Origin of the sequence: Campylobacter sp. (genome assembly GCF_052170435.1) — a bacterium.
Taxonomy (GTDB): domain Bacteria; phylum Campylobacterota; class Campylobacteria; order Campylobacterales; family Campylobacteraceae; genus Campylobacter_A.
Window position 1 is genome coordinate 106,032 of the sequence record NZ_JBQNAN010000001.1, and the last position, 15,658, is coordinate 121,689.

A 15,658-nucleotide genomic window follows, 5' to 3' on the forward strand; every position below is an offset into this window, starting at 1 on the left:
AGGTAAAATTAGCACGATTTTGAAATTTGACAAGGCGGCAAAATGGCGAAAAAATTTATAGACGTTATGGACACTACCTTTAGAGACGGCTTTCAGTCGGTTTTCGGCGCGCGCGTGGCGATGGCTGATTTTTTACCCGCGGTTAGCGCGGCTAAAGAGGCCGGCATAACGCACTTTGAGTTTGGCGGCGGGGCGCGGTTTCAGAGCCTTTACTTTTACCTAAACGAAGATGCGTTTGCGATGATGGATAAATTTCGCGAAACGGTCGGGCCCGAGGCAAACCTGCAAACTCTAAGCCGCGGCGTAAACACCGTGACGCTAGATACGGGCAGCCGCGAGCTAGTCGATCTGCATGCAAAGCTCTTTAAAAAGCACGGCACGACCACGATACGAAACTTCGACGCGCTAAACGACGTGGAAAATTTAAAATACTCGGGCGAGCGTATCGCTCATCACGGGCTAAAGCACGAAGTGGTCGTCACGATGATGGATCTGCCTGCGGGCTGTTCGGGCGCGCACGACGTGGCGTTTTACGAGCGGATTTTGCGCGAAATTTTAGACGCGGGCATCCCGTATCACAGCGTCTGCTTTAAAGACGCCAGCGGCACCTCTAGCCCGCAAAAAGTATATGAGACCATCAAAATGGCTCGCAAACTCCTCCCGCAAAATACCCATATCAGACTCCACACCCACGAAACCGCAGGCGTTAGCGTCGCGTGCTATATGGCCGCTCTAGAAGCGGGCGCAGACGGCATAGATCTAGCCGCAAGCCCTGTTAGCGGCGGCACCAGCCAGCCAGATATCCTAACCATGCTACATGCCGTTAAGGGCAAAAACTACGATCTGGGCGGGCTTGACGTGGAGAAAATTCTAAAATACGAAAGCGTGCTAAATGAGTGCTTGAAAGATTATTTCCTGCCGCCTGAAGCCGTGCAGGTTAGCCCGCTCATCCCGTTTAGCCCGATGCCCGGCGGCGCGCTAACGGCAAATACCCAAATGATGCGCGATAATAATATCTTGGATAAATTCCCCGAGGTCATCCTTGCGATGCGCGAAGTCGTGCAAAAGGGCGGCTACGGCACGAGCGTGACGCCTGTGAGTCAGTTTTATTTCCAGCAGGCGTTTAATAACGTGATGTTTGGCCCATGGAAAAAGATCGCCGAGGGCTACGGCAAAATGGTGCTAGGGTACTTTGGCAAGACGCCCGTGGAGCCCGATAAGAGCGTAGTTAAGCTAGCTAGCGAGCAGTTAAGCTTAAAACCGACCAAAGAACACGCCATGGATATCGCGGATAAAGACGAGAGCAAGTCGCTTAAATTTACGCGCGAGTTGCTTAAAAAAGAGGGCATCGAGCCTAGCGAGGAAAATATCTTTATCGCTGCGGCGTGCAAAGAAAAAGGCATCGCGTTTCTAAAAGGCGAAGGCAAGGTAAATATCCGAAAAAAATCGACAAATGCGTGCGAAACTAGCGCGCCGACCCCTCGCGCGAAAACTCCGATAAACGAAAAATACAGCGTCACCGTAAACGGCAAGAAATTTGACGTCGAGGTCGCCGACGCAGACGGCAAAGCCGAGATAAAAAGCGTAAAACCCGCAAGCATAGCGCACATGCCGCCTCCCGAGCTCTCTCCTGCTAAAACGACCGGCGGCAGCGGCGAACCGGTGAAAAGCACGCTTCCGGGAAACGTGTTCAAAATCCTGGTCGCAGTGGGCGATAGCGTGAAAAAGGGACAAAGGATGTTCGTGCTGGAAGCTATGAAGATGGAAATAGACGTAAACGCTCCAAAAGACGGGCTGGTAACGTCTATCGAGGTACAGCAAGGACAAACCGTAGCAAACGGTCAAATTTTAGCGAAAATTTAATCCAAAAAAGGAAGAAAAATGGTAAACGAAATAGAAAAATTAGGTCTTAAGGACATCAAAAAAATCAACCACAACCTAAGCTACGACGAGCTTTTCGAGCTTGAAAAGGCGATGGGCGAGGGACGCGTGTCAAGCAACGGCACCTTTATGGTGGACACGGGCATCTTTACGGGTCGCAGCCCAAAGGATAAGTACTTCGTAAAACAAGATCCGAGCCAAAAGTACATCGCTTGGGGCAAGGTAAATCAGCCTATCTCAAAAGAGCTTTTCGATAAGCTTTTAGCTAAAGCTAAAGCCCAGCTAAGCGGCAAGGAAATCTTTATCCAAGACGCATTTTGCGGCGCGAGCGAAAAGAGCAAAAAATCGGTTCGCTTCGTAACCGAAGTCGCTTGGCAGGCGCATTTTGTTAAAAATATGTTCATCCGTCCAAACGAGGCCGAGCTAGCTAAATTTAGCCCTGATTTCGTGGTTTTCAACGCGTGCAAATGCAAAAACGAAGAGTGCAAAGAGCAAGGGCTAAACTCCGACGTTTTCGTTATCTTTAACGTCGAGGAAAACGTCGCGGTTATCGGCGGCACGTGGTACGGCGGCGAGATGAAAAAGGGAATTTTCTCGATGATGAACTACTGGCTACCGCTTGAGGGCAAGCTAAGCATGCACTGCTCGGCAAACGTGGGCAAGGACGGCGACACGGCGCTATTTTTCGGTCTAAGCGGCACGGGCAAAACGACGCTATCGACCGATCCAAACCGCAAGCTAATTGGCGACGACGAACACGGCTGGGACGACGAGGGGATATTTAACTTCGAGGGCGGCTGCTACGCGAAGTGCATAAATTTAGACCCGAGTAGCGAGCCTGAAATTTACGCCGCGATCAAACGCGACGCGCTGCTTGAAAACGTGGTCGCGGACGAGGCTGGCGTCGTAGACTACAAAGACGGCAGCAAGACCGAAAACACCCGCGTCAGCTACCCGATCTATCATATCGATAACTACGAGCCAAGCTCCGCGGGCGGCCATCCGAAAAACATTATCTTTTTAACTGCCGACGCATTCGGCGTTTTGCCGCCGGTCGCAAAGCTAACCAAAGAGCAGGCGATGTATTATTTCCTAAGCGGCTATACGGCAAAAGTCGCGGGCACCGAGCGCGGTATCACCGAGCCCGTAGCGACCTTTAGCGCGTGCTTTGGCGAGCCGTTTATGCCGCTGCATCCGACCGTTTACGCTAAGCTGCTGGGCGAAAAGATCGACAAGCACAACGTTAGCGTCTATCTCGTAAACACAGGCTGGAGCGGCGGCGCGTACGGCGTGGGCAAGCGAATGAGCATCAAAGCCACGCGTGCATGCATAAACGCGATCCTAGACGGCAGTATCAAAAAGTGCGAATTTGAAAATTTTGAGAAATTTAACCTAGCGATCCCAAAAGAGCTCGCGGGCGTCGAGACGAAGCTACTAAATCCGATCAACACGTGGGAAAATAAGGACGAATATGTCGCGACTAGAGATAAACTAGCGGGTATGTTTGAGGCGAATTTTAAACGCTACGAGGACGTAAAAGAGGGCGTAGAATACGCAAAAGCAGGCCCTAAGGCTTAAATTTAAAGGGCGCGGGATTGAAATTTTACTCTGTAAAACGCAGGCTTAAATTTAGCCTTTTAGCCTGCGCCTTTTTTCTTGCGGGTTGCGATATCTTGGGCGGACAGGGTAAAGACTCCGCGCTAAAGTCCGCCAAGCAACCCGAGTTTTCTTTTGTTCCGGACTCCGACGCGGTCGCGTATCTAAACGAGTATCGCCGAGGCTCCGGACTCTCTAGCCTAAGACAAAATCAAATTTTAAGCCAAGCCGCCAAAAATCACGCCGACTATAGCGCTCAAAACGAATACATGGGGCACGACGAGATGGCCGGACGGGCTAAATTTAGCGGCGCGACTCCGGCCGACAGAGCTCTAGCCGTGGGCTACAAATCAACTCTAGTGCTTGAAAACATCGCTTATAAAAGCGACTTTAAAGAGGCGGTGGACGGGCTATTTTCGGCGATATATCACCGATTTGCATTTTTAAATTTGAGCGTCGACGAGGTCGGCTACGCGCTCGCGTCCAAGGACAAATTTAACGCCTTCGTCTTTGAGATGGGCAACTCGAGGCTTAACGGTTTTTGCGCTAGAGGTGCGAGCGATACGGGTGCGGGGCGGTTTTATACAAACGTCTGCGCCGATAAAAATCTAAAAATAAAAGACGCTAAATTCGATAATTTCACCGGCTCTAGCAAGCCTTTCGTCAAATTTCCCGACGCTACTGCCGTGACGCCATATTTTAGCGGCGAGATCCCGGATCCCTTCCCCGAGTGCAAGATCACGGCAAATCCCGTTAGTATCGAATTTAACGCAAACGCAAACGAAGTAAAATTTAAGGATTTTGAGATATTTAAAGACGGGCGAAAGATCCAAAATTTGCACGTCATCACGAGCGCCAACGATATAAATTCTAAATTTTCGTCCAAGCAGTTCGCGGCTTTTTCGCGGGAGGTTTTTGACTTCGGCGCGCAGTACGAGGCGGTTTTTAGCTACGAGCAAGCAGGCGCGCGAAATCAAAGCACCCAAAACGCGGGCGCGCAGGTAAAGCAGATAAAATGGAGCTTTAAAACCAAAACTCCGCAAAATCCATATTTCGACGCGCGCGACGGCGACGTGCTGGGCGTGGATGCGGATAAGACCTACGAGATATTTTTCCGCCCCAAAGACTGCAACGACCTCATGACGCGCTACTCTTACAAGGCCTCGGGCTTTATGACGCCTACGGTCGCGCAAAGCGGCACGAACACGCTAAGCGTGAAGCTAAAAGGCATGGCCGGCGATACGCTAAGTATCGCGGCGGGCGGCATGAGCGTTAAGGTACGGCTCAAAACCAGCTCGCCAGAAGCCGTGCGCGAGAGGAGGGCGTTTTACGTGAAGGCGGGAGTGATGATCGCCGGCGTGATCGTAATTTTTGCGCTAATCGGCAGAAGGATGAGGCGGTAAATTTACGCCGCTTTTTGGATTGTGCTGTAATTGTGTTTAATGTGGGTAAAAATCAGCTAAATTTAAGCGAAGCGCTTTTGGGCTATTTCTGATGAGTTATGCTGCTTTGATTTTACGCCTTTTTTTGATTTTAAAATACGAAAGCGCTTTTTACAATTTAAGCCCGAATTTGCCCGCTATTTTAGTTAAATTTCACGTCAAATTTGCTCTTACTTGCCGCCGTCTCGCTCAGAAATTTCCTTAAAAAATTCGTTTATATCGCAGTTAAAAAGTTTTGAAAGCTTAAAAAGATGAAGTAGATTAAAGTGCTTGCCGTGTGCGTTATTTTCCATATTTGCGTAAAATCCGCCTGATGCCTGCCCTATACTTAGAGCCGTCTCGAGTTGGCTTAGATTTTTCTCTTGCCGCATCCTTTTTACATTTGAAGCTACGGTATCAAAAAACCGCTCGTTTTCCTCTTCTGTCGTTATCTCAGGTAAATTTAACACGCCCATTCCTATAGAAAAGTTTTCTATAAGTTTATTTCTCATATAATTCTTTATCAATCTGCTATGGCGATTATGCCTATAGCAGTAATAAAATGCAAAAAGGATTGATTGTGGCTATTTTTTGTCTTATTATTTTTTCTGTAGTTTTTCTTTATGCTAACCAGACATACAAGCTAACCATGGCGAGAATGGAAGAAGACTTTTTAAATGGTCTCCCAAGTCTTGACACCACCTTAAGATTAAATGGTTATGCAGCATTTTTTAGGTTTATATCAAAGTGGGCAATAGTAATTTCTTTGATTGTTGTCATTGCCGATATATTTAAATAAGAGAGTAAAATATGTTTTTAGGAATATTATTTACTATTTTTCTAGTTCTTTATTTGTTAGTAAATTTGGCAGGGCTGGGCGACCCATATTTTGTTAAAAACTCTCCGAGTGCCACCTTCATAAAGTATGCTACTTTTATTTTAGGCATAGCACTGCTTTTAAATTTATTATCATAGTTGGAGATTGAATATGATTTGGATTTGGATAGCGGCTTTGGTTTTGGTTCAGGCAACCAGTGGGCTTTCACTGGTGATTGCATTTGCAATAACAATATATAAGATAAAAAACAGTAAACCAAGACTTGATCTTGACCCTGAAGTAGTCTTAGAGTATAAAAGATTTGTAAAATATCATACAAGTTTAAGTAATTCTCAAATTTATGATTTAATGACGAGATATACTTTAGAAATCGTTGAAATATTGCGGAATACAAATATTAGCTTAGAGGAGCGCGCCACCTTAACAATACTAACGACTTGCTTTATACTAAGTGAATATTATGAAAAACACGATTTTGCTACGGCTGGAATATTGGCGAATAAGATGCTTGTGGAATGGCGTGATGATTTAAGAAGAAAAGGTTATTTTGAAGGCTATTCATCTACGCGAGAAGTGTTGGAATTTTGATACTCTGTAAACACTAAAAACCAAGAACTAAGTAAATATTTCATAGATATGTTTAAAGTCGGATTATTTATCAGCCTATCTTTTTGCATTAAAGACAGGGTAATGAAAATTTTAATAACAGGCGGAGCGGATTACATCGGCTCTCACGCGCTAAAAGCACTTTTAAAATAAGGCAGACAAGATATAGCGGTCGCGGATAATCTCTTGGAAAGGTGCGACAAAGGCACTTGATACACTCTAAAAAATCGGCGAATTTTGCGAATAGTAAAATTTAGCTCGCGCCGCTAGCCGTAGTTTTCAGCTCGCCTTAAACGCCGCCGTTTTTAAATTTTAAAATTTACGCAGGCTTTGACGCATAAAAATTTAAAGCGCCGTTTGCTAAATTTAGGCGCGTTCTTAAATTTACCGACCAAAAATTTAAAATTTCTCGCCAAAGTTAAGGTTGGCACTAAAATTTAGTCTAAATTCGGATTTATCTCATCCGCAAGTTTTAAAATTTTATCCCGCACCGCCTCAGGGGCGTAGATATCCATCCACTCTATCCCATTTGATGCGCTAAAAAGCACGGCGATCCGCCCCTCGCTCATCGCGCGCTTGGCAAGCTTGGTCGCCGCGGGGCTGTTGCCCATATTTGGCGTTTCGTCTATGCTTATCTCGGCGCAGCGGCGCAAAATAGGCGCTAGATCAAACTCGCCCTCGAGCAAAATAATAACCGAGCCGCGCCTAAAGCTGCAGGCGTTCCAAAAAATCTCGGCGCCGTTTATGCATTCGCGCGAGAGATCGAGGCGAAATTTACCCCGCTCGTGCACGAGAAAACTAAAGTCGCTCAAGCTTAGCGGATGCTCCACGCTACCGAAGGCTCCCACGATACTATCTTTGCGGCCGTTATAGACGTAGGCGGCGAGCGAGTTTTTCAGTAGCGGCGCGATGATCTGATCGTGCGTGCTCGTGCGATCGTCATCTCTGGCGCGGCCTGCGATCTTTACGAAAAACGGCTTGAAATACTCCATAGACGCTCCTTAAATTTATAAAATTTGCTCGCTTTTGCTTTTAAATTTAGCGCTTGCGGCGGTTAAATTTAGCCTGCCATCGCATTTTCGGCTTGTTTTTCAGACGTCGCCGTTTTCAAATTTTAAAATTTGACACAGATTTTAGCGCTTAAAATTTAAAGCGCCGTTTTTCTAAATTTAGACGCGCTTTTGGAACGCCGCGCGTCTAAATTTACCGCCCCAAAATTTCAAATTTATCACCGTGCACCGCGATCGCTTCGGCGTTATTTATCGGCGTCAAATTTAGCTTGCCGCTGTAAGCTTTTAAAATTTCAGCCGCGCTTTGCACGAAGGGCTCTTCACCGTAGTGCGGCACGGGATAAAATTTCACCAGATCAAGCCCCGTTTTCGCCGCGGCCCCATAGTCGCCCACATCGTCCATAACGCTCGCGTACTCCACGCTGGGTGCGGCGATAATCGCGCCCGCCGACTCGCCCACGTATACGAGCTCGCCGCTTCGGACGCGACTAGCGATGAGGTCTGTAAGACCTTTCTTTTTAAACTCGCGCAAAAGATAAAAGGTGTTGCCGCCGCTTACGTAAAGTACCTGCGCCGCGCCGATCTTTGCCTTCGCTTCGGCCTCGCTCGCTTTGGAAACGTCTAAAATTTGAAGCGTAAAGCCCATTTTGGCAAACGCCTCTTTCGCCTCGTCCACGTAGTCTCGGTACTCCTCTACGTTTGCGGCGGTCGGGATAAAAAGCACCTCTTTAGCGCGGATATTTTGTCTCGCATAGTCCTCAAAAAGCGTCGCCGCACCCGCAAAATAGGAGCATAAAAACATCTCTATCATCGTTTTTCCTTTCAAAAGGCCGAAATTTTGCGCTATTTTAGCTTAAATTTTATAAAATCACCGAAAATTTAAACGAAGGAGCGAGCGTGAAAAAAATGTGGGAGGGGCGCTTTAGCGAGGCGAGTTCGGCGCTTTTGGAGGAGTTTAACGCCTCGATCGGCTTTGATAGGGCGCTTTGGCAGGAGGATATCGCGGGCAGTAAGGCGCACGCTCGGATGCTCGGCGCTTGCGGGATTTTAAAGGCTGAGGAGAGCGAAAAGATCGTCACTGGGCTTGACGCCGTGTTTGAAGAGATAAAAAGCGGTAAATTTGAGTTTAAAACCGCCAACGAGGACATCCACATGGCGGTCGAAAAGCGCCTAAGCGAGCTCATCGGAAGCGATCTTGGCGGCAGGCTACACACCGCGCGCAGCAGAAACGACCAGGTCGCGCTTGATTTTCGCCTCTACGTGCTCAAAAGCGGCGCTGCTATAGCCGAAAAAACTCGCGAGCTAGTCGCCGCGCTACGAGATATAGCTAGCGAGCACGCGGACACGCTGATGCCCGGCTACACGCACCTTCAGCACGCCCAGCCCGTGAGCCTTGCCTATCATTTGCTAGCTTACGCGTTTATGTTTCGCCGCGACTACGAGCGCTTTGCCAGCTCGCGCGAGCGAAATAACCTCTGTCCGCTGGGCTCTGCCGCGCTTGCGGGCACGCCGCATCCGATAAATCGCGAGCTGGTCGCGCAGCAGCTTGGCTTTGCGGGAGTAACGCCAAACGCGATGGACAGTGTCAGCGACCGCGATTTCGCGCTGGAGATTTTGTTTAACGTAAGCGTGCTGATGACGCATGCGTCGCGCCTGTGCGAGGAGCTCATTTTGTGGAGCTCGCAGGAGTTCGGATTCGTCACGATCAGCGATGCGTACAGCACGGGCAGCTCGATCATGCCGCAGAAGAAAAACCCAGATGTCGCCGAGCTAATACGGGGCAAAACGGGGCGCGTAAACGGCAATCTCGTCGCGCTGCTAACGGTGATGAAGGGCTTGCCGCTAGCCTACAACAAAGACATGCAGGAGGATAAGGAGGGTGTTTTTGACAGCGTCGCCACCTCGCTTGCTAGCCTTGAAATTTTAAAACAGATGCTAAAAACGGCTAAATTTAACGAGCAAAATATGCTAGCGATGACGCGCCGCGGGCACCTCACGGCGACCGATCTGGCGGATTATCTCGTGCGGGAGAAAAACGTGCCGTTTCGCCAGGCGCACTTCATCACGGGCAAGGCCGTGGCGTATGCGGAAAATTTGGGACTGGATTTGAGCGAGTTAAATGCGCAGCAGCTTGCAAGCGTGGATGAGAGCTTGGGCGGCGATGCGGTTAAATTTCTTGATCTAAACGCTTCTAAGGAGGCGCGAAAGTCGCAAGGAGGCACGGCGAACGAGAGCGTTGCGGCGCAGATTGAAATTTTAAACGGGTGGCTGAAAGGCTAAATTTAAGGAGTCAAATTTGACCGCTCGACTTAGCAAAAGCGGCGGTCTATTTGGAGATTTAGCGAGCTTGCCGTGCTTGCGGCCGGCTCGCTAAGCAAAATTTACGCTCAAATTTCGAGCGTAAATTTAAAATTTAAAACGTACTTTGCGGATCGGTTGCGGTATCTACCCAGCCCAGTTTTGCGCCAGCTAGTAGGTGAAAGTGCAGATGCATGACCTCTTGGCCGCCGTTTTCGCCGCAGTTCGTCACTAATCGGTATCCGCTCTTATCTACGCCCATCAGCACCGCGACCTCTTGGATAAATTTCGTCATCTCGCCCATCAGCGCCCCGTCCATCTCCTGGAAATTTTCAAAGTGCTTTTTCGGGATGATCAAAATATGAATCGGAGCCTTTGGATTTATGTCGTTAAAGGCTAGAAATTTGTCGTTTTCTAGTACTTTGTTGCAAGGTATCTCGCCCGCTACGATTTTTTCGAATATCGTCATGATTTTCTCCTGGTTAAAATTTGGCTTAATTATAACAAGTAAAAGTTAAAATTTCCCGCCTTTTAGGCAGATTTTATTAAATTTTGACTACAATCTATCCTAAAATTCAGTAAAGGTAAAAACTTGCAAGAGTATAAAGAAAGTATCGCAAAATGCGGGAATTTGGCGGATTTGGACAAGATTCGCGTCGCGCTACTGGGCAAAAAGGGCGCGATCACGTCGGAGTTTGCTAAGCTTAAGGATATGGACGAAGCGGCCAAGAAGGAATTTGCGGCAAATTTAAACAAGCTAAGAGACGAATTTGAAGCGCTTTTGGCGGCTAAAAAAACCGAGCTTGAAAGCGGCGAGATAAAAGCCAAAATGAAGGCCGAGGCCATCGATATAACGCTATTTAACGAGCCAAGCGGCGCGGGCGCGCTGCATCCCGTGATGGCCACGATGGATAAGATCATCGAGTACTTTATGATGCAAAATTTTTCGCTCGATACCGGGCCGCTGATAGAGGATGATTTTCATAACTTCGAGGCGCTAAATTTGCCTAAATATCACCCTGCACGCGATATGCAGGATACGTTTTATTTTAAAGACTTTAGACTCCTTCGCACGCACACTAGCCCCGTGCAGGTGCGCACGATGATGAGCAAAAAGCCGCCGATTCGCATGATAGCTCCGGGAACGGTGTTTCGCCGCGATATGGATCTAACGCACACGCCGATGTTTCATCAGGTAGAAGGCCTCGTGGTCGAGGAGGGCGGCGCGGTGAGCTTTGCAAATTTAAAATCAATGCTTGAAAATTTCTTAAAATACATGTTCGGCGACGTTAAAGTGCGCTTTCGCCCTAGCTTTTTCCCGTTTACGGAGCCTAGCGCGGAGGTCGATATCAGCTGTATTTTCTGCCACGGCGACGGATGCCGCATATGCAAGCAAACTGGCTGGCTCGAGGTACTAGGATGCGGCGTGGTCGATCCAAACGTCTTTAAGGCTGTGGGCTACAAAAACGTGAGCGGATACGCATTTGGACTCGGAGTCGAGAGATTTGCGATGCTGCTTCATCAAATTCCTGATTTGCGCTCGCTTTTCGAGGGAGATTTAAGATTATTGGAGCAGTTTAAATGATAATTTCAAGAAATTGGCTAAACGAATGGCTAGACATCTCAAACGTAACGAGCGAAACTCTGCTAAAGACGTTAAATTCGATCGGGCTTGAGGTCGATAGCTTTAAAGAGATCAGGGTACCTAAAAACATCGTCGTAGGCTACGTAAAAAGTAAGATAAAACACGAAAACGCCGAGAAACTAAGCGTTTGTCAAGTGGACGTGGGCGGCGAGACGCTACAAATCGTCTGCGGCGCGAAAAACGTCGAGGCCGGACAGTTCGTGCCGGTGGCGCTATCAGGCGCCGTTATGCCAAGCGGTCTAGAGATAAAGAGGACAAAACTGCGCGGCGTAGAGTCAAACGGCATGATCTGCTCATCCGTCGAGCTAGGCCTCGTAAAAACAAACGACGGCATAATGCCGCTAGATGAAAGTGTCGGCGAGCTAAAACTAGGCAAAGAAATTTGCGAATATCCGCTACTAAACGACGACATCATCGAGATCGAGCTAACGCCAAACCGTGGCGACTGCTTGAGCGTTTACGGCGTAGCGAGGGATCTATCGGCTGCGCTTGATCTGCCGCTAAAAGATGCCGCCAGATACGAAGAGGGCGAAAATTTACTCGGGATCGGGCGCATTTTAGCTATCCACGCCGAGGAAAATTTACAAAGTAGCTTTCAGTACCGAGCCTTTGAGATAAAAGAGTATTTTGATGAAAATTTACTGATGAAGATCCGCTTGGCACTGATCGAGTCTGACAAACAAAACCGCATCGAGCGCCTACTAGACTATGCTACGCACTCAACCGGCGTGCTATTTAGCGCATATGATTACGCCAAGCTCAAAAAGGACGACGAGCGTGCTATTTTTGATCTGCAAAAGGGCGCAAATTTGGCGACTGAAATTTTAGCCGGCGGCGAGCTTTTGGGCGTTGGCGGCGTATATCAGACCGATGCGGCGAGGCTTGACGAAAACAGCAAACTAATCATAGTAGAGGCTAGCTACACCGATCCTCAAGTTATCGCGACTACGGTTTACGAAGACAAGCAAATGCCGCGCCAATCGCAGGCTTATCGCTCATTAAGAGGCAGCGAGCCAAACGTCGGCTTTGGCGCTGATTTTTTATTTAAGCAGCTAGTCGCGTTAAAATCGGTCGCGCTTTATGCGGGTTCTCAGCAAAGCGTGATGACGCGAGAGCCGAAGGTCGTGAGCTTTACGATGAGCGAAATGCAAAAAATGATCGGTCAAGAAGTCGCGCAAAACGACGTCGTGAGGATACTTAAAAAGCTTGGATTTAGCCTAACTTTTAATGCCGAAAAAGAGGGTGCGAACGTGAAAGTTCCGCTATTTCGCCACGACATCGTAAATGCGCAGGACGTCTGCGAAGAGATCGTGCGAATGGTCGGTATCGACAATATCGTCTCAAAACCGCTAAATTTCAGCGAAGCTAACCGCATAAACGATACTTTTACGGACTATAAAAATGCGCTAAATTTGCGTAAAAAAGCCGCTGCGGCTGGATTTTTCGAGAGCGTGCATTATGTATTTGATGATGCTAATGAGCTATCGGCACTCGGTTTTGCGCCTTGCAAAGCCGAGATAGCTAACCCGATAAATAGCGAGCTAAACACGCTAAGACCGACGCTTGCAAATCACCTGCTAAAGTCAGCCGAGCGAAACGTAAAAAATCAGCGAAAATCGGTCAAAATTTTTGAATTCGGTAGCGTATTTAGCGAGGATGGCGAGCAAAGCGAGAGATTTGGCTTCGTAGCTAGCGGACTAACGAGGGAGCCTAGTCTACTAAACAGCGCAAAACCTGCCGATATCGACTTCTTGGGCTTTGCAACGGCCGTTAGAAACGCGATCGGCGAATTTGAGCTAAAAGCGTGTGACGAAGTAAAATATCTAAGTGAATTTGAACAAGCGAAAATCTATCAAAACGGCGTTTGCGTGGGCTATATCGGCCGCGTAGACGTACGAGTCGAGGCTGCGCGCGACCTACCGCGAACCTATCTTTGCGAGATAGAGTTTGAAAAGCTTAAATTTGACGGTGCAGTCGTCAAGCCATACTCGAAATTTCCGGCTATCAGCAGAGATTTGAGTCTAATCGTGCCTAAATCCATGAAATTTGAAGCGATAAAAGAGTGCATAAACGCGCTAAAAATCGACTGCCTAAAAGAATTTGCGCCGGTTGATGTATACTCGGACGAAAAGCTCGGAGACGACGTAAGCCTGAGCGTCAAATTTAACTTCCAAGACATACAAAAAACGCTCGAGGACGAGGAAGTAGCGGCGATAATGGATAAAATTTTGGACGCTTTAAAGCAAAATTTAAATATCGGACTAAGATGAAAGTTTACGCATTAAGAACGCCGATAAGCGCGAGCCTGGAAAACATCGCGGCCGATAAATCTATCTCGCATAGATGCGCGATATTTTCGCTTTTAAGCGATAAGCCAAGCCGCGTGAAAAACTATCTAAAGGCCGAGGATACGCTAAATACGCTGGAAATCGTAAAAAATTTGGGCGCGCGTATCGAGGAAAAAGAGGACGAGCTAATCATAACTCCGAGCGCAAATTTAAAAGAACCTAGCGTTGTTTTAGAGTGCGGAAACTCGGGCACGGCGATGAGGCTTTTTATGGGCTTTTTGGCCGCTAGCGATGGTTTTTTCGTGCTAAGCGGGGACGAGTTTTTAAATCGTCGTCCGATGGCGCGCGTGGCCAAGCCGCTGATCAGCGTTGGCGCTAAAATAGACGGCGCAAACGGCGGAGATCATGCGCCTTTGGCGATCCGAGGCAAGAAGCTGGAGTATTTTAAATTTGATAGCAAAATCGCCTCCGCACAGGTAAAATCGGCGCTGATTTTGGCGGGACTAAAGTCAAGCGGCTGCGAGCTTAGCGAACCTGAGCTTAGTCGCGATCACACCGAGCGCATGCTAACCGGCATGGGGGCAAATTTACAAATTTTGCCTCACGGCGTCAAGGTTGAGCCGATGAACGCGCCGCTAAAACCGCTTGAAATTTGCGTTCCAAACGACCCTAGCTCGGCGTTTTTCTTTGCCGTAGCCGCAGCGATAATCCCAAATTCCCACATCGTGCTAAAAAATATGCTGCTAAATAAAACGCGCGTCGAGGCCTTTAAAATTTTAGCCAAAATGGGCGCGCAAGTAACGTTTAAAGAGACTTCAAGCGCATACGAAAGTATCGGCGAGATCGAGATAAAGCACGCGCCGCTAAAGGCCGTGGACGTGAATGAAAATATATCGTGGCTAATCGACGAGGTGCCAGCACTTGCCATAGCATTCGCAAACGCGCAGGGCATTAGTAGCGTGAAAAACGCAAAAGAGCTTCGCGTAAAAGAGAGCGACCGCATCGCGATCATGGTGCAAGGACTACGAAAATGCGGGCTTGAGGTCGAAGAATTTGAAGACGGCTTTAGCGTAAAAGGCGGCGAGGCAAACTGCGCTATCATCGACAGTAACGGCGATCACCGTATCGCGATGAGCTTTGCGGTGCTTGGCCTAAAATGCGGGATGGTTATAGAAAAGAGCGAATTTATCGCGACTTCGTTTCCAAATTTTAGTGGGATTTTAAGACAACTTGGAGCCAGCGTTGAAGATTGAGCTTGCTAGCAGTTACGGCTTTTGCTTTGGCGTCAAGCGCGCCATAAAAATCGCCGAAAACGCTAAGGACGCCGTAACCATCGGACCCATCATACATAACAATGACGAGATAAATCGCCTAAATAAAAATTTTAATGTTAAAACGCTTGAGGGGATAAGCGAAATCGACGGCGAAAAAAAAGCGATCATTCGTACGCACGGCATCACAAAAGGCGACCTAGCCGAGCTAAAAAAAAGCGATATAAAGGTGATTGATGCTACGTGCCCATTTGTGACCAAGCCGCAGCAAATTTGCGAGAAAATGAGCAAAGAGGGCTACGATATCGTGATATTCGGCGATGAAAAACATCCCGAGATAAAGGGTGTAAAATCATACGCCGTCGGTAAGGTTTTCGTCGTGCTAGAAGAGAGCGAGCTAGAGAACGTAAAACTAGCTCAAAAAGTAGCCGTCATCAGTCAAACTACGCGTAAGGTAGAAAAATTTATGCAAATCGTAAATTATTTGATGCTGCGCGTAAAAGAGGTACGCGTTTTTAATACGATTTGTAATGCTACTTTTGAAAACCAAGAAGCTGTTAAAAACTTAGCCGTTAGAGCCGACGTGATGGTTGTAGTCGGCGGCAAAAACAGCTCAAATACAAAGCAGCTTTATCTCATCTCAAAAACCGCCTGCGAGGATAGCTATCTCGTGGAAAATGAGTTGGAACTCGAGCGCGCATGGTTTGAGGGGAAAAATCTCTGCGGAGTGAGCGCTGGAGCCTCTACGCCTGATTGGATTATCCAAAAAGTGATTGATAAGCTGGAGAGCTTTCAAATTTAATA

The 15,658-nt window shown here is 47.8% G+C and carries 14 protein-coding genes and 1 pseudogene; 11 read left to right on the forward strand and 4 right to left on the reverse strand.

Going from position 1 to position 15,658, the window contains the following annotated elements:
* The first annotated feature begins 42 nt into the window (after positions 1-42).
* From ACTTJF_RS00560 to ACTTJF_RS00570, 3 genes are read left to right on the forward strand one after another with little or no spacing between them, the layout of a single operon-like run.
* The gene (locus tag ACTTJF_RS00560; protein ID WP_442550287.1) at positions 43-1,863 is read left to right on the forward strand and encodes a biotin/lipoyl-containing protein; all 1,821 of its coding nucleotides are present in this window, start codon (positions 43-45) and stop codon (positions 1,861-1,863) included.
* Positions 1,864-1,881: 18 nt separating this feature from the next.
* Positions 1,882-3,459, forward strand: a complete 1,578-nt coding sequence (gene pckA / locus ACTTJF_RS00565; RefSeq protein WP_442550288.1) for a phosphoenolpyruvate carboxykinase (ATP) — start codon at positions 1,882-1,884, stop codon at positions 3,457-3,459.
* Positions 3,460-3,476: 17 nt separating this feature from the next.
* On the forward strand, positions 3,477-4,880 hold the full coding sequence (locus tag ACTTJF_RS00570) for a CAP domain-containing protein (protein WP_442550289.1): 1,404 nt from the start codon (positions 3,477-3,479) through the stop codon (positions 4,878-4,880).
* Between the two features lie 209 nt (positions 4,881-5,089).
* Here ACTTJF_RS00570 and ACTTJF_RS00575 read toward each other — a convergent pair whose 3' ends face one another.
* Positions 5,090-5,368, reverse strand: a complete 279-nt coding sequence (locus ACTTJF_RS00575; protein WP_442550442.1) for a helix-turn-helix transcriptional regulator — start codon at positions 5,366-5,368, stop codon at positions 5,090-5,092.
* A 110-nt stretch (positions 5,369-5,478) separates the two neighbouring features.
* Here ACTTJF_RS00575 and ACTTJF_RS00580 point away from each other — a divergent pair, with 110 nt between their 5' ends.
* The 3 genes and pseudogenes from ACTTJF_RS00580 to ACTTJF_RS00590 all read left to right on the forward strand — a co-directional run.
* Positions 5,479-5,697 (forward strand): hypothetical protein, encoded by a 219-nt coding sequence (locus ACTTJF_RS00580; RefSeq protein WP_442550290.1) that lies wholly within the window; start codon positions 5,479-5,481, stop codon positions 5,695-5,697.
* 189 nt (positions 5,698-5,886) lie between these two features.
* Positions 5,887-6,324, forward strand: coding sequence for a hypothetical protein (locus tag ACTTJF_RS00585; RefSeq protein ID WP_442550291.1), 438 nt, complete (start codon positions 5,887-5,889; stop codon positions 6,322-6,324).
* A 102-nt stretch (positions 6,325-6,426) separates the two neighbouring features.
* A pseudogene (locus tag ACTTJF_RS00590) lies at positions 6,427-6,562 on the forward strand (NAD-dependent epimerase/dehydratase family protein); the annotation flags it as partial.
* Positions 6,563-6,779: 217 nt separating this feature from the next.
* Here the strand turns inward: ACTTJF_RS00590 and ACTTJF_RS00595 are convergent.
* Entirely contained in the window at positions 6,780-7,334 is a 555-nt protein-coding gene (locus ACTTJF_RS00595; RefSeq protein WP_442550292.1) for a hypothetical protein, read from the reverse strand.
* A 211-nt stretch (positions 7,335-7,545) separates the two neighbouring features.
* A complete protein-coding gene (locus ACTTJF_RS00600) occupies positions 7,546-8,163 on the reverse strand; it encodes a Type 1 glutamine amidotransferase-like domain-containing protein (RefSeq protein WP_442550293.1) in 618 nt (205 codons plus the stop codon).
* A 95-nt stretch (positions 8,164-8,258) separates the two neighbouring features.
* Here ACTTJF_RS00600 and argH point away from each other — a divergent pair, with 95 nt between their 5' ends.
* Entirely contained in the window at positions 8,259-9,632 is a 1,374-nt protein-coding gene (gene argH / locus ACTTJF_RS00605) for an argininosuccinate lyase (RefSeq protein ID WP_442550443.1), read from the forward strand.
* Positions 9,633-9,765: 133 nt separating this feature from the next.
* On the opposite strand, the gene ACTTJF_RS00610 is transcribed toward argH, so the two are convergent.
* On the reverse strand, positions 9,766-10,119 hold the full coding sequence (locus ACTTJF_RS00610) for a histidine triad nucleotide-binding protein (protein ID WP_009493554.1): 354 nt from the start codon (positions 10,117-10,119) through the stop codon (positions 9,766-9,768).
* Positions 10,120-10,242: 123 nt separating this feature from the next.
* Here ACTTJF_RS00610 and pheS point away from each other — a divergent pair, with 123 nt between their 5' ends.
* Genes pheS through ACTTJF_RS00630 form a run of 4 tightly spaced genes read left to right on the forward strand, consistent with a single transcriptional unit; the run spans position 10,243 to position 15,656 of the window.
* Positions 10,243-11,235: a phenylalanine--tRNA ligase subunit alpha gene (gene pheS, locus ACTTJF_RS00615; RefSeq protein ID WP_442550294.1), complete on the forward strand. Its 993-nt coding sequence runs from the start codon at positions 10,243-10,245 to the stop codon at positions 11,233-11,235.
* Positions 11,232-13,565 (forward strand): phenylalanine--tRNA ligase subunit beta, encoded by a 2,334-nt coding sequence (pheT, locus tag ACTTJF_RS00620; RefSeq protein ID WP_442550295.1) that lies wholly within the window; start codon positions 11,232-11,234, stop codon positions 13,563-13,565. The genes pheS and pheT overlap by 4 nt, the downstream gene beginning before the upstream one ends.
* Positions 13,562-14,836: a 3-phosphoshikimate 1-carboxyvinyltransferase gene (gene aroA / locus ACTTJF_RS00625; protein WP_442550296.1), complete on the forward strand. Its 1,275-nt coding sequence runs from the start codon at positions 13,562-13,564 to the stop codon at positions 14,834-14,836. Before pheT ends, aroA begins: the two co-directional genes overlap by 4 nt.
* Positions 14,826-15,656: a 4-hydroxy-3-methylbut-2-enyl diphosphate reductase gene (locus tag ACTTJF_RS00630; protein WP_442550297.1), complete on the forward strand. Its 831-nt coding sequence runs from the start codon at positions 14,826-14,828 to the stop codon at positions 15,654-15,656. The genes aroA and ACTTJF_RS00630 overlap by 11 nt, the downstream gene beginning before the upstream one ends.
* The last annotated feature ends 2 nt before the right edge of the window (positions 15,657-15,658 follow it).

Bases quoted from the DNA above. Each gene is read 5' to 3' on its own strand.
- ACTTJF_RS00560 (WP_442550287.1), top strand. From the start codon at position 43: ATGGCGAAAAAATTTATAGACGTTATGGACACTACCTTTAGAGACGGC.
- pckA (WP_442550288.1), top strand. From the start codon at position 1,882: ATGGTAAACGAAATAGAAAAATTAGGTCTTAAGGACATCAAAAAAATC.
- ACTTJF_RS00585 (WP_442550291.1), top strand. From the start codon at position 5,887: ATGATTTGGATTTGGATAGCGGCTTTGGTTTTGGTTCAGGCAACCAGT.
- ACTTJF_RS00595 (WP_442550292.1), bottom strand. From the start codon at position 7,334: ATGGAGTATTTCAAGCCGTTTTTCGTAAAGATCGCAGGCCGCGCCAGA.
- ACTTJF_RS00600 (WP_442550293.1), bottom strand. From the start codon at position 8,163: ATGATAGAGATGTTTTTATGCTCCTATTTTGCGGGTGCGGCGACGCTT.
- argH (WP_442550443.1), top strand. From the start codon at position 8,259: ATGTGGGAGGGGCGCTTTAGCGAGGCGAGTTCGGCGCTTTTGGAGGAG.
- ACTTJF_RS00610 (WP_009493554.1), bottom strand. From the start codon at position 10,119: ATGACGATATTCGAAAAAATCGTAGCGGGCGAGATACCTTGCAACAAA.
- pheT (WP_442550295.1), top strand. From the start codon at position 11,232: ATGATAATTTCAAGAAATTGGCTAAACGAATGGCTAGACATCTCAAAC.
- aroA (WP_442550296.1), top strand. From the start codon at position 13,562: ATGAAAGTTTACGCATTAAGAACGCCGATAAGCGCGAGCCTGGAAAAC.